General features: G+C 49.3%; 8 protein-coding genes. 5 read left to right on the forward strand and 3 right to left on the reverse strand.

The window, feature by feature from the left end; all coding sequences use genetic code 11:
• The first annotated feature begins 86 nt into the window (after positions 1–86).
• A complete protein-coding gene (sigZ, locus tag DXT99_RS00635; protein ID WP_115563579.1) occupies positions 87–701 on the forward strand; it encodes an RNA polymerase sigma factor SigZ in 615 nt (204 codons plus the stop codon).
• Positions 702–849: 148 nt separating this feature from the next.
• Here sigZ and DXT99_RS00640 read toward each other — a convergent pair whose 3' ends face one another.
• A complete protein-coding gene (locus DXT99_RS00640; RefSeq protein ID WP_115563580.1) occupies positions 850–2,940 on the reverse strand; it encodes a ComEA family DNA-binding protein in 2,091 nt (696 codons plus the stop codon).
• Between the two features lie 180 nt (positions 2,941–3,120).
• The gene (locus tag DXT99_RS00645) at positions 3,121–3,957 is read right to left on the reverse strand and encodes a PorV/PorQ family protein (protein WP_115563581.1); all 837 of its coding nucleotides are present in this window, start codon (positions 3,955–3,957) and stop codon (positions 3,121–3,123) included.
• A gap of 381 nt (positions 3,958–4,338) precedes the next feature.
• Between DXT99_RS00645 and DXT99_RS00650 the strand changes: the two genes are divergently transcribed.
• Both DXT99_RS00650 and DXT99_RS00655 read left to right on the forward strand, forming a co-directional pair.
• Entirely contained in the window at positions 4,339–7,530 is a 3,192-nt protein-coding gene (locus tag DXT99_RS00650; RefSeq protein ID WP_115563782.1) for a SusC/RagA family TonB-linked outer membrane protein, read from the forward strand.
• 18 nt (positions 7,531–7,548) lie between these two features.
• On the forward strand, positions 7,549–9,027 hold the full coding sequence (locus DXT99_RS00655; RefSeq protein WP_181884986.1) for a SusD/RagB family nutrient-binding outer membrane lipoprotein: 1,479 nt from the start codon (positions 7,549–7,551) through the stop codon (positions 9,025–9,027).
• Between the two features lie 74 nt (positions 9,028–9,101).
• Here the strand turns inward: DXT99_RS00655 and DXT99_RS00660 are convergent, their stop codons facing one another.
• Positions 9,102–11,426 (reverse strand): S46 family peptidase, encoded by a 2,325-nt coding sequence (locus DXT99_RS00660; protein WP_246000375.1) that lies wholly within the window; start codon positions 11,424–11,426, stop codon positions 9,102–9,104.
• Between the two features lie 97 nt (positions 11,427–11,523).
• On the opposite strand from DXT99_RS00660, the gene yidD reads away from it, so the two are divergent.
• Together yidD and DXT99_RS00670 are read left to right on the forward strand one after the other, a co-directional pair.
• Positions 11,524–11,745 (forward strand): membrane protein insertion efficiency factor YidD, encoded by a 222-nt coding sequence (gene yidD / locus DXT99_RS27310; protein ID WP_220273326.1) that lies wholly within the window; start codon positions 11,524–11,526, stop codon positions 11,743–11,745.
• 208 nt (positions 11,746–11,953) lie between these two features.
• Positions 11,954–13,429, forward strand: coding sequence for a DUF5687 family protein (locus DXT99_RS00670; protein WP_115563584.1), 1,476 nt, complete (start codon positions 11,954–11,956; stop codon positions 13,427–13,429).
• Positions 13,430–13,441 lie beyond the last annotated feature (12 nt).

Here is a 13,441-nt window from a genome sequence, read left to right on the forward strand (position 1 = left end):
GCTATTCTGGTTGGTTTTTATGAATTTAATAATGGGAAAGTTTTACACCGAGTGCCTTAATCATACATCAAAGCAGATAGCGGAACATGGAAAAATGTTGTACTAATCCCGAGTTAAACAAAGCTGCTGCCACAGGCTCCTGTGCTGCCGTGGCGCCTGTATTTCTGGCTTACGAAGCACAACTGAGAGGCTTCGTGCAGAAGCGGGTACAGGACAAGGAAGAGGCAAACGATATTCTGCAGCAGCTCTACCTGAAACTGTACAAGAACTGCGAACAGCTGCAGGAAGTGCATAACCTAAAGGCCTGGCTATACCAGATTACCCGCAACACGGTCTATGACTTCTTTCGGGAAAGTAGTCGCCGCCAACCCTTGGGCGCCGAAGCAGAATTGCCAGAGGAGGAACTGCCCGAGCAGGCCCGCCATGAGGTGGAGGCCCTGGTGGAACCGCTGATAAATTTGTTGCCACTGGAGTACGCAGAACCGCTCCGCATGAGCGAACTGGAAGGCATCAGCCAGAAAGAAATCGCGGAACGGTTGGGTATTTCCTACTCTGGCGCCAAATCCCGCATCCAACGCGGCCGCGAGAAGCTGAAGCAGCTGTTCCTGGAGTGCTGCCATCTCGAATTTAGCCACAACGGGCAAGTGATCAGCGCACAAGTGAAAGCCAGCTGTAGTGGTTCGTTATCTGATGCTCGTTAATTGTTGTTCATTTTTTCGTAGCACGTATCGCGTATTAGGTAGCCAGATGTGACTTTGAGCAGGCGCCCCCACTGCCTTAGGTGAGCCTGGGGCTTCCAGGTGCAGCTAACGGCAAATTTTCGAGTTACGAACAACGAGTAACGAGCAACTAAAACTTATACCGCACCTGCGCCTTTACATCTGATCTTCTGGGGCCTTCAATGGTTTCTAGGGAAGAGCCGATGGTGTCCTGGTTGCGGTAGTGTGTTATGCCATACTTAATCCAGATATCCAGGTCGCGGAGGGGCCGGAACTGCAGCAGCGCGTAGAGGCGGGTACCTTTCCCGCTGAATGCCGGTATAGAGAAGGCTCCTAACACGTCGCGCTCATAGGCATATTGGCGGGTGTCATAGCTGTCGGTGTCGAAGAGGGCGTAGCGGGTGCTGAGGCGAATCTTGTCAAAGGTAAAATTCACATCCTGCGCAATCAGGTAGCCCGTGGTTTGCGGCGATTCGTGGCTGTAGGTGCTAAACTGCACCCGCGACTTTAGATTGAGCGTGCGGGTAGGGGTGGTTTCGAAGTAGACCAGGTAATTCCGGCGATCCGTCTGTGCTATATAGTCTATGTTAGTGCTGTTGTTCACTATGTTACGCCCCTTGCTCTCATAGCGCATCTGGGCGTAAAGGCTGCTTTGGCGGTTGGGCCTGAAGTATAGCCGGACCAGGTATTCATGACCATAAGAAGGTGCATCTACCAGGTAGCGGAGCCACGGAAACCGGAAACGATCGTAGTACGCCGTGATTTCCCATTTGGGCATAGGCCTGATTTTAATGCCTGTGTAAAAGCCCTGCTCATTGATGTTTCGGGTGCCCTCGCCAAAGGCGCTTCCGTAGAAGGTGTGGAAGTTACGGGCATAGTAGCGGTAAAGCATCGACAACTCTATGTTATTGGATAGGTTGGCGATGAGGCCGTTTACGCTGCCAATGCCACTGCTCTTACTCATAGCTGTTTCCCCGAACAGGTACACATTCTGCCAGGTATAGCTGTAGTTGGCGCCGATGTTATAGTTGCTGGTGCCGTTAAACTCGAAACGCTGATAAGGTGCTCCCGCCTTCTGAATAGGCGAGCTGTAGTGGGTGCCCATGGCGGTAATGCCCGCTGAAAAGGCTCTGTTATCAGATTTGTAGTAGGCGTTTGCGCCGTACACCTGCTCCCGTGCCTGGTGCTTGTTTGCCAACTCGGTAGGGGTGCGGTGGAAGCCGGTGGTCTGGATGCCTGTGAAGTAGTTGTTAAAGGTGCTCAGTGTGTCAAGTTGCGCCTGCAGGTTGGCATCTACCCGTTTGTTGGAGTAAAAGCCGGTGACATCTATTTTGCCTGCTGTATACGTAACCGCTGCTCCTCTCAGAAAAGCATATTCCAGCACTGAGTTATAGGGCCTGATGCCCAGGTTTGCTCTGCTTACCGTGGTAATGGTTTCGCTGCCTTTGCCCACGCTGTAGCCTGAAGAAAGTAACAGGCCCTGCCCAAGCTGCAACTGGTAATCACCGAGCGCGATTGTTTTAAACCTGCCCCTGTTGTAGAGTTGCAGGTGCGCCGTGTAATAATCGAATCCATAGCGGCGGGTATCGGGTGACCAGGTGAATTCCTCTCCGGCGTCCTTCTCTGCCGTAATGCCAAAGCTGTAATCGCGGGCATGGCTTACGCGGTAGCGTAAGAGCAGTTTATGAGGGGAGCCAAGGTAGCGGGTGGTGGATCGGCTGCTCGTGTCTACTGGTGAATAGCCACGGCGTTGTTGCAGCGTGCGCTCATAGCGCAGGGTCAGTGCGTTGTTGTCTTCCCCGACTATGCGTTGCCACAGCGGCCTCTGGTCTGCCTGCAACCCCGCATCCTGCACCCGCACAAACGGAAGCAACTGGTAAATAGTGAGCAGGTCGAAGTCTGGAATGGCCTGTAGTTCATAAATACTGAGCAGTCTTCCATTCTGCTCCAGGTAATCAAAAAAGGAAGCTATCTGCGGGCGCGAAAGTAGGTAGAGTGAAGCAAGTTCCTCGGACGTGGTATGGTTCAGGTCGATGGGGCGCTGGTAGTACTGGAAAAGCGTCTCATAAAAGTCCTCGTAGTTGATGTTTTCATCATTCTGTTCAGCAAAAAGCTCCTGCACCAGCAGGTCAAGGTCTATGTTCTGGCGCGCATATTCCTGCGCCTGCAGCGGTAATATCAAACACAAAGTAAACCAGCACAGCAGTAACCTTCGTACCATAGGCAATTTCCAGCGATTTATAAATACCTGTTGACAGGCTCCCGGCGCAATAGGGTATCCTCCACCATGCCCAAAGTGTCCGTTTGCAACAAATAATAAGACTACTATCTATCAGCGGCTAATAGTTACGCAGTGCCGTTCAGGGGGCAGCTTTCGCTTAAAATAGTGCGCAGTGTTGTTCTATCTGCTCCGGGTGGCAGCAAACTGGTATGAGATGGAGAGGTAATGGCCGAGGCCGAGGAGGGTAGTGGAGCCAAGGGCATAATCTACCTGTAACTGCCTTGCCCGGAATCCAGCGCCGAAGGTCGCTTTGCGGGTGAGGGTGCTGAAGCCTGTACGAAGTATAAACTTCTCCTGCAGCACCTGGTATTCAACGCCTGCTTTAAAATCTGCCTCATAGTCTATGTTCTTCTCTGTCTCGATGGCTAGCAGCAGCCGCTGGTAGGGCCTGTAAGAAAGTCCTGCTTTCATGATGGTGGCAAGGCGCTCATCCTCAAAAGAAGAAAGCCTTGCCTGGTTCAGGTTATAGGCATAGGCACCAAAGTAGAGGTTCGGGATAATTTCGCCCTGCCCACCTACCGACAGCGCCAAAGCTTTCCTGCTGCCATAGCCTTCCACAGCTATCTGCCAGACATCTGCTTTGGCACCTAAACTAAACTGCCCCAATTTATGAGCTACACCAATACCGATTGCCTGCTGACTGTACAGTTCATCTCCAAACCGGCTTATACTCAGGCCGTAAGTACCGTACTTGACGGTAGGATACACTGCCTGCAAGGCCGCCGTTGTAAAAGCACGCACACCGAACCTGTTATGCACATAGGCACCTGCCTCGGGTTGAACCATATTTGCGATGCCTGCCACGTTGTTATGCAGTGCCCACAGCCCCGGCAGTGTAACAGAAGCATTGCCTAAGGCAGCGGCACGTGCCCCCATTGGCTCATCTGCCTGCGCATGTACCTCAGGAGATAGCAGTATTCCGGCAACTATAACTATAGATAGCAGATTAAGCTTCATTAGGTTAAAAAGTATCGTGACAAGGCTCTTTAAAAGCACATGTGCACGTGAGTTTATCTATACTAACTGCGGGTATACTTATACGAACTAGAGATTTTTTTATATAAAACATCAATACATTTAATTATAACTATAGTGTTTTTTTGAGTCTAAAGCATTGGTATATAGTGAGATAATATTAAAACTCTTTCCTTCTTTATTTGCATTATATACTCAATAAAAATGTTTGTTTGCACTTAGAAAAAGATTGTTGGAGCATAATTGAATAGCAATTGTATTAAACCAAGAGACAGCCGGTGTATTTACTTCGTATGTAACTGTACATTTATTTAGTGGTTTAGGAGTAAATTAATCAATGGTTTAACAGTTAAATACATGCTTATGAAAAAGGTTTTACTTCTTAGTCTGATGCTGGCTTTACTCTTGCCACTGTCAGGCTATTCACAAGACACCGAGACTGTGAAAGGTACAGTTATTGACCAGGGAACGGGGCAGCCTTTGCCAGGTGTTGCTGTTCTTGTAAAAGGAACCACTATAGGTACAACAACAGGAGCAGATGGAGAATATGCTATCAATGTACCTATGCCGATAAACACTAAAGTTATTCAGTTCAGATATGTTGGCTATGAGAATGTGGAGCGTGCCATAGGAAACACGACAACTATAGATGTACAACTAGGTATTGATTCAGAGCAGCTAAGCGAGGTTGTTGTAACTGCATTTGGAATAGAGAGAGATGAAAAGGCATTGAGCTATTCTGTACAGCAGGTAACAGGCGAAGAGGTTAACAGGGCAAACCAGCCGAACGTAACAAATGCGCTGCAGGGTAAAGTAGCCGGTGTGATTGTGCGCCAGTCCAGTGGTATGCCTGGCTCCTCTTCTTCCATTACTATTCGGGGCAACCGCTCTTTTACAGGCAATAACCAGCCGCTGTATGTGATAGATGGTATGCCCATCGAAAGTAACGCTATCCAACAGGCACCAGCCGGTGGTATAGGAATTGGAGGGGTGAGTGGTACAGATGCCTCTGCCCGTGCCCTCGACATAAACCCGAACGATATAGAGTCCATTTCGGTGCTGAAAGGCGGTGCCGCTGCTGCCTTGTATGGTGTTCGGGCAGCAAATGGCGTAGTGCTCATTACAACAAAAAAAGGACGAGGACTGGCTACCAGAGAGGGAGCTACCATCACATTCACTTCCGATTATACTTTCGATAGAGTATCAAGGCTTCCGGACCTCCAGAGCACGTATGCCCAAGGCTCTGGTGGTACTTATAACCGCACAACATCGCTTTCATGGGGTCCTCGGATAGAAGACTTAGGAACTATAACAAACGCCATCGGGGAGCAGGAGGAAGCTCAGGTGTATGAAAACGTGGAGCCATTCTTTCAGACAGGGCATACCTTTACAAACAACGTAACAGTGGCCAACAATGGTGAAATCGGAAACTATGCCGTATCAGTGGGCTATACTGATCAGGAAGGTATTATTCCAACAACTGGTATGGAGCGATTCAACGGGAAGGTGGCTGGTGATTTTAAGGCGGGCCCGAAAGTGAACATCGGAGCATCCGTTAACTACTCAGACACGCACATCGACAAAGTTCCGGGAGGCTCTAACTTGTCTAACCCGCTCTTCACGCTTTATGCCGCGCCCCGAACATTCGACCTGTGGGGCTTGCCTTTCGCAAACCCAAATAACCAGTTCGAACAAATCAATTACCGTGGTGCCATAGATAACCCAAGGTGGTCGCTGGCAAATAACAGGTTTTATGAAGATACCCGCCGTGTGATCAGTTCCGCCAGTATCAATTATCAGCCGCTTGAATGGATTACACTGAATTACCGTTTGGGTAATGACTTCTTTGTGACGGACGGTAAAGAAGTATATGAACTAGGCTCTGGTCAGACCGGAGGCTTTAGAAGTCCGCCGGCAGGTGGCCAGATAAATGATTATAGTTTTATACAAAATCAGGTTAACTCCAACCTCTCGGTAACCTTTAACCGTGATTTTTCAGAAGATTTGACTGCTACCCTGCTTATTGGTAACGAGGTATACAATATCTACAACCGCCTGATTAATAATACCGGTTATGGCATCGCTCAAGGCGGTTTCCATAATATAAGCAACACAACCGTACAGACAACATCTGAGACAATAACGGAAAGAATGGTAGCGGGTGTTTATGCCAATGCAGAGGTAGGCTTTAGGAATTACCTGTTTATCAATGGTTCTGCCCGGCAGGACTGGGTATCTAACCTCGCCAGGGGCAACCGTAGTTTCTTCTATCCTTCTATTGGAGCAAGTCTGGCTTTTACGGATGCGCTTGAGATGGATAGCGAGATTCTGAACTTCGGTAAGATTAGGGCTTCTTATGCGGAGGCTGGGCAGGCGCCAGACCAGGCTTACATTACCAGGAATGTGTTTGTACAGGGTGGTGCTGGTTCCGGTTTCCTAACCGATGACATACAGTTTCCTTTTAATAGCACCATTGGGTATACCCTGAGTAATACTTTCCGCACAGAAGACCTTCGTCCGCAAAACACCAGAACCATTGAGTTTGGTGGTGATTTCAGGTTCTTTGACAACCGCCTTTCTTTTGATTATACCTACTACATACAGACCACAGAAGACCAGATTTTCAGCGTACCAGTGTCACCAGCCACAGGCTTTCAGTTTGAATTTAGAAACGCAGGTGAACTGGAAACAACAGGGCATGAGTTGGTTGCAACAGTTGTGCCTCTCCGGAACGAGGGTTTTGAATGGGCAATAACAACTAACTTCACCTCTTATAGAAACGAGGTAATAGAGTTGGCGGAAGGCGTGGAGAACATCTTCCTGGGTGGTTTCGTGACGCCTAACATCAGAGCGGAGGCCGGTGCCCGTTACCCGATTATCTTTGGTACCTCTTATGTGAGAGACGATGCCGGAAACATTGTAGTAGACAGTCGTGAGACTGTTAACAACAACCCCAATCCATTTTATGGCATGCCATTAGTGGGGCCAGCCCAGAACATTGGCAACGTGCAGCCTGATTTCGAGATGTCTTTCACCAATAACATCACCTATGGAGGCTTTACCTTGGCAGCGCAGGTGGATTGGAGAAAAGGCGGAAACATGTATGCAGGTAATACCAGGTTGCTGAAGCTATATGGTATGGCCGAGATAACAGAAGACCGCGAGACGCCACAGGTATTCGGCGGCTCCCAGGGTTATTTCGACAACGACGGCAACCTGGTGGTAGAGGGGCCCAATGACATTGCAGTAGTACAGGGCCAGACCTTCTGGTCTAACAGAATGGATGCCATTACGGAATCCAATGTGTACTCCACAAGCTTTGTACGGCTGAGAGAAGTAGCTTTAAATTATACACTGCCAACAACGCTTCTGGGAGGCACCTTTATAAGGAGCGCTTCTGTAGTTTTAACAGGCAGAAACCTGTTTCTGATAACAGATTACCCGAACTTTGACCCGGAAACGAGTGTGGGAGGGGGCAGTAACTTTCAGGGCCTGGAGTATGTGACGCTGCCACAGACCAGAAGCTTTGGTGCCGGTTTAAGACTAACATTTTAAATGAAAGAGACTACGGATATGAAAAAATATAGATTCTTACACCTGCTTCTGGCAGTGGGCCTTGTACTGGGGAGCGCTGCCTGCGACGAAGATACATTAGACGAAGTAGACACCAACCCGAACAGCCCGGAAGATGTGTCGGTGAGCCTGCTGATGCCGCAGGTAACCATGGCTGTGCCTACAGCGGTAACCGGGGTAGACCTGGCCTGGTATTCTTCTGTTTTGGTGCAGCATACAACCGGTGTGCACGGCCAGATGCAGGATGCTGACCGTCGCTCTGGCCTTGAAGATGCTACGCTGCTAAACAACATATGGAACACTATCTATTTCGTTGTGCTTCCTGACCTGGATGCTATCATCAGAAAAGGATCTGAGGGCGGGGATGAAGCTGGAAACTGGACCCATGTGGGCATTGCAAAGGTACTAAAAGCCTATACGCTATCAACAGCCACTGATGCCTGGGGGCCGGTGCCTGCAAGCGAGGCTGGCCAGGGTATAGAGAACCGGCGGCCGGCCTTTGATGCACAACAGGAAGTGTATAACCAAATTCATGCGCTGCTGGACGAAGCAATTGCTGACCTGGCCAAGCCAGCGGCGACCAACCCAGGGGGGCAGGACTTTATATATGGAGGGAATGCCGAGTTATGGACAAAGGCGGCTTATTCGCTTAAAGCTAGATATTGGATGAGATTGTCTAATGTAAATACTGCTGCAGCTCAAAATGCACTTGATGCAGCTGAAAACGGCTTTGAGAGTGCCGCAGATAATTTTACATTTAACCAGTATGTGGCATCTGCCATCGGTGAGCACCCATGGTGGCAGGAAGCGAACGACCGAAGTCACCATGCAGTCAGCGAATCTTTTGTAGAGACACTGCAGACCCTGAATGACCCTCGCCTGGAAGCAATGGTAGCCATCGTTCCTGATTCGGGCAGAATTGTCGGGGCACCGAGCGGAACGCAAACAAACGATCAGGCAAACGTTTCGTTTTCTGATGTCACGAATCCTAACAATACCGCCACCGGACCCTATGTGCTTAGTCCTACGTCTCCTATGCCTATGATGACGTATGATGAGCTACAGTTTATCCGGGCAGAGGCACACCTGCGGCTAGGCAACACAGCTGAGGCTTTTGAGGCATACCAGGAGGGCATCCGGGCAGCCATGATGCGCCAGATAAACCCCTCTGATGAGGCCATTGAGGATTACCTGTCAAACCCGGCTTTGCCCCAGACGGCTACTGCGCTATCACTGGAAAACATCATCCGGCAGAAGTGGATTGCTTTCTTCTACTTTCAGCCATTTGAAGCTTATAATGACTGGAGAAGAACAGGTATTCCCGAATTTGTGGACGAGCACCCAATCTCTCCACCCCCTGTACGCTTCCCTTATCCACAGGCAGAGATTGATGCAAACGAAGCAAATGTGCCAGATATCAGGGGTATTGAAATCTTTACCAACCCGATTTGGTGGATGGATGGCGAAGAGGAAGTTTAACTTTTGAAGCAAACAAATAGCAAAAAGGCGCTGAGGATACCCCCAGCGCCTTTCGCTTTTTATAAGACGAATGTTTAGTCTTTCACTTGTAGCTTCACCTTCGCTTTGCCATTCTTCTTTTGAATCTTGAAATCTGTATTGCCGTTGCGAAGCTTTTGGTTTGCCTCTTCTATGGTTGCCTGCAGCAGTTCGCCTTGCGGTGTCTTCGCCTCGGCAGTGGCAGCGTCGCCGGCACCAGGGTTCTCATTGTCCACAATCGTCATTTCATTTATCAGGTTGGTAGCACCCGCATATTTATCGATCAGGAACAACAGGTAACGGGAGTCCATGTTAATGCAGCGCTTGTAGTCCGGGTCATATACCAGGTCACCGGTCATGGCTTCCCAGTTACCGTCAAAGGCAAGGCCAATCAGCTCACCGCGCCCGTTAATTACCGGAGAACCGGAGTTACCGCCTGTAATATCATTATCAGTGATAAAGTCGGTTACCAGTTCGCCTTTAGAGTTCGCATAGCGGCCGTAGTCTTTCGCCTGGTACAACTGCTTCAGTTTAGCTGGCACCACGAATTCCTCGTTGTTCGGGTCTTCTTTGGCCATCATACCATCCAGCGTCGTGTAGTAGTTATACAGCACGCCATCCTGCGGGCTATAGTCTTTTACTGTACCGTAGCTCAGGCGAATGGTAGAGTTAGCATCCGGATAAAACACCTTGTCAGGGTTCATCTGGCGCAGACCAGCTACATATAGGCGGTTCGCTCTGTCCAGTTTGGCATTGCTTTCAGCCAGAGCAGGGGCGATGTTGCTTCTGTAGTTATTGATGATGGTGTTCACAATCTGGAAGGCTGGGTCGTTCTCCAGTTTCTTCTGCGTTGGGTTGTTCAGGAACTCCCTCGTTTTCTGCTCTGATACTACAATTGAGTTATTGTACACTTCATCAGCCAGCTTCTGAAAATCGCCGTTGTGCTTGCTTACAAGCTTCCTGAATTCCTCCGGTTGCTGTTCCTTCGGGATGTCCTCGTAGTAATTCTTCATCAGGGCAGCAAATACCTTCTTGTCAGAAGGAGCATTGTAGTCTTTGAAGTGAGACTCCACGCGAGGCATTACATCCTCCACTGCTTTCTGTACAGCAGCAGGGTTGCCGGAGTTCAGGGTATTATAGAGCGGTGACAAACGGTAAGCCATCAGCAGCGATTCAACGCCCAGCACCGCCTCGTTCAGGTAAACGGTGCCCAGGTTATACTTCTCGATGTTGGTGTAAGCATCGTTTATCTCGCTTAGCACATTACCGAAAGTAGCTTTGCGCGTAGCATCGGCATTGGCCCAGTTCTGGAATTTATCCTCGTCTACAATTTTGCCTTCGATGGTGCGCATGCGCTTGATGCCTTCGTTCTGGCCGATAGAGTATTTATAGTAGTTGGCTGTAGAAGCGTACTTAGAGGCATACTTGATACGCGTAGCCGGGTCTTTGTCCATATCCTCTTTCCAGAGGCCAAGCTTTTGCTCACGCAACTTAATGCGCGATTTGTTCAGCTGGTTCACTTCCAGTTTCAGGCCGTGCGAGGTCATAAAGCGCTTGGTGCGGCCAGGGAAACCGAATACCATGGAGAAATCTCCCGGCTCTTTGTCTGCAATGTTAATGGGCAGGTGGTGCTTTGGCTGGTAAGGCACATTGTTCTGAGAGTAAGCGGCAGGCTTACCATCCGGGCTCATGTATACACGGAACATGGAGAAGTCGCCGGTGTGGCGTGGCCACATCCAGTTGTCGGTGTCGCCACCGAATTTACCGATAGAGGATGGCGGCGCCCCTACCAGGCGCACATCGGAGTATCGGTTATATACGAACAGATAAAATTCGTTGCCGTTAAAGAAGTCGCGCACATAGGTTACATACTCGCCGTTGTTGCTGGCCTCTTTTGCCAGGGCCTGCACACGTTGTGCTACCAGCTGGCTGCGCTGCTCTTCTGGTGTACTATTGTCGATGCCTTCCAGCACTTTGCCGGTTACATCATCCATGCGTACCAGAATGTCCACGAAAAGCCCTTCGTTCGGAAGCTCCTGGTCTTTGGAAGTCGCCCAGAAGCCATCGGAGAGGTAATCGTGCTCTGTAGTAGAATGTGACTGGATAGCGCCAAAGCCACAGTGGTGGTTCGTAAGGAGTAAGCCCTCTGGTGAGATAAACTCCCCGGTACAGAAACCGCCAAACTGCACGATGGCATCTTTCAAGCTGGAGTTGTTTACAGAATAAATTTCTTCGGCAGTCAGCTGCAGGCCCTGCTTCTGCATGTCTGTGTGGTTCAGACGCTGAATCAGCATGGGCAGCCACATACCTTCGTCTGCTTTGGCCGCGAATGGCGCACTCAGCGAGACTAAAAGTAAGAGTGAAAGGATTCTTTTTAGCATTGAAATTTGTTTAGGTAGATTAAAGTATTGCAAATTTAATAAAAAATTGCGGCTCCTAACAACTGTTAGGCTTTCTAGCCGAAGCAAGAATCAAACCATGACCTGGATTTTGAAAAAGATGATGCTGGCTCTGATATGGGTGTACCAGCACATGATATCGCCGCTCACACCCTCGGCCTGCCGCTACACCCCCACCTGTTCGCAGTATGCTGTGGAGGCGATAGGGAAGTATGGCCCATTCACAGGGGGCTGGATGGCGCTCAGGCGCATTGGCCGCTGCCATCCCTGGGGCGGGAGCGGACATGACCCGGTGAAGTAATCATGATAGGTCCTTCATCACGTTCAGATCTTCTGCTTCTACTGCACATTATTTCTTGTCCGTTGGCAAAGCTGCAGTTCTTTTATAAAGTTGATATTGCCTGCAAGTATTAATTTTCCTTTGATTTGTCTAAAGACAGCGAGCTAGGTTTGGGTTTTTAGGTATTTCTAAGCATATTTAGAAAACGATATACCTCCCCCAAATTAATATGCTCCTAACACTACTCGCGCACCAGTGGAAAGCAAACAGCCGTTCGCCGGTATTTCAAAAAAGCCTTGTGCTAAACATCATTCTGGCGCTGCTGATCCTCTACTTCGGTGCGATATTTTTGTTCCTGGGGTTTAACCTGGATACAATTCTAGCCAAAGCGTATCCGAAGCAGTCGCCGATAGACATTTTTAACGGAGCATTGCTGTTTTACTTCCTGATCGACCTGTTCTTCCGGTTTGTTATGCAGGAGTTGCCAGTGCTGGCGGTGCAGCCCTACCTGCACCTGCCCATCCCGAAGCAAAAGCTCATTCACTTTGTGCTGCTGAAGTCGGTGCCGGGCATTTTTAACCTGCTGTTCCTGCTGATTTTTGTGCCTTTTATGCTTTCGGCGATAATACCGGAATATGGAACAGGCACGGCGCTGGCCTGGCTCTTTGCCGCTATCGCCCTCACACTTTTTAATAACTTTCTGCTGATTTATTTTAAGCGGCAACTCAGCAATAAACCGATGCTCACGCTGCTGTTCGGTGTAGGAGTGGCTGGTTTAATGCTGCTGGACTATGCCGGGGCATTTTCGCTGTATGCTGTTTCAAGAGTTGTTTTTGGAGCTCTGTTACTACAGCCCTGGCTGGTAGCGGTGCCGGTGCTCCTGCTGGCAGGAGTATATGTGCTTAACTATAATTTCCTGAAAGCCCATACTTATCCTGAGGAGCTAAGGGTGCGCGAAAATAAACAGGTAGAGGGGAAAGGCATTGTTTTCCTGAACCGCTTTGGCGAATTAGGGAAGCTGATAGAGCTGGAACTAAAGCTTATCTGGCGGCACAAGCGCTCCAAGTCAGTTGTGACCATGTCCGTTATCTTCCTGTTTTACGGCTTTATCTTCTATGGCAAAGACACGTACATGGACGGCTTTGCCATGCTTATTTTTGTGGGAATTGCCATGACGGGCATGCCGGTATTTAACTATGGGCAGTTTGTGCCGGGCTGGCAGAGCGCGCACTTCGATGCCTTGCTGACCAGGCGCATTTCTCCTTACCAGTTTTATGCTGCCAAGTTCTGGATTTTTGTACCTACCGTCGTACTGGTATACATTCTTACGCTGCCTTACGGTGTCTTTGGCTACAAAATCATTCTCATCAACACAGCGGCCATGCTTTTTAATATTGGTGTCAACTTATTCGTTGTTTTCTACTTCTCAGTCTATAACAAAAGCCGGCTGGACCTGAGCAAAAGCTCTGCTTTTAACTGGCAGGGAGTAGGCGCCTCTAAGTTCCTGATGACGCTGCCCCTGTTGGTGCTGCCTTCGCTTATTTATGCTCCTTTTGGTTTTATGGGAGTGCCTTATATAGGCATTGCTACCATCGGGCTGCTGGGCCTGGTAGGGATTACCTTCCATAAGCCCCTGCTGCAGTGGACAGCCAACCGCTTTGTAAAACATAAGTATAAGCTGGCAGCCGGTTTCCGCCAGGCCTAAAGGCTCTCCAGA

The organism is Pontibacter diazotrophicus (assembly GCF_003367245.1).
GTDB lineage: Bacteria > Bacteroidota > Bacteroidia > Cytophagales > Hymenobacteraceae > Pontibacter > Pontibacter diazotrophicus.

What these genes read in the sequence shown, in the direction of transcription:
- DXT99_RS00660 (WP_246000375.1), bottom strand. Translation starts at nt 11,426, where the DNA reads ATGCTAAAAAGAATCCTTTCACTCTTACTTTTAGTCTCGCTGAGTGCG.
- sigZ (WP_115563579.1), top strand. Translation starts at nt 87, where the DNA reads ATGGAAAAATGTTGTACTAATCCCGAGTTAAACAAAGCTGCTGCCACA.
- yidD (WP_220273326.1), top strand. Translation starts at nt 11,524, where the DNA reads ATGACCTGGATTTTGAAAAAGATGATGCTGGCTCTGATATGGGTGTAC.
- DXT99_RS00670 (WP_115563584.1), top strand. Translation starts at nt 11,954, where the DNA reads ATGCTCCTAACACTACTCGCGCACCAGTGGAAAGCAAACAGCCGTTCG.
- DXT99_RS00640 (WP_115563580.1), bottom strand. Translation starts at nt 2,940, where the DNA reads ATGGTACGAAGGTTACTGCTGTGCTGGTTTACTTTGTGTTTGATATTA.
- DXT99_RS00655 (WP_181884986.1), top strand. Translation starts at nt 7,549, where the DNA reads ATGAAAAAATATAGATTCTTACACCTGCTTCTGGCAGTGGGCCTTGTA.
- DXT99_RS00645 (WP_115563581.1), bottom strand. Translation starts at nt 3,957, where the DNA reads ATGAAGCTTAATCTGCTATCTATAGTTATAGTTGCCGGAATACTGCTA.
- DXT99_RS00650 (WP_115563782.1), top strand. Translation starts at nt 4,339, where the DNA reads ATGAAAAAGGTTTTACTTCTTAGTCTGATGCTGGCTTTACTCTTGCCA.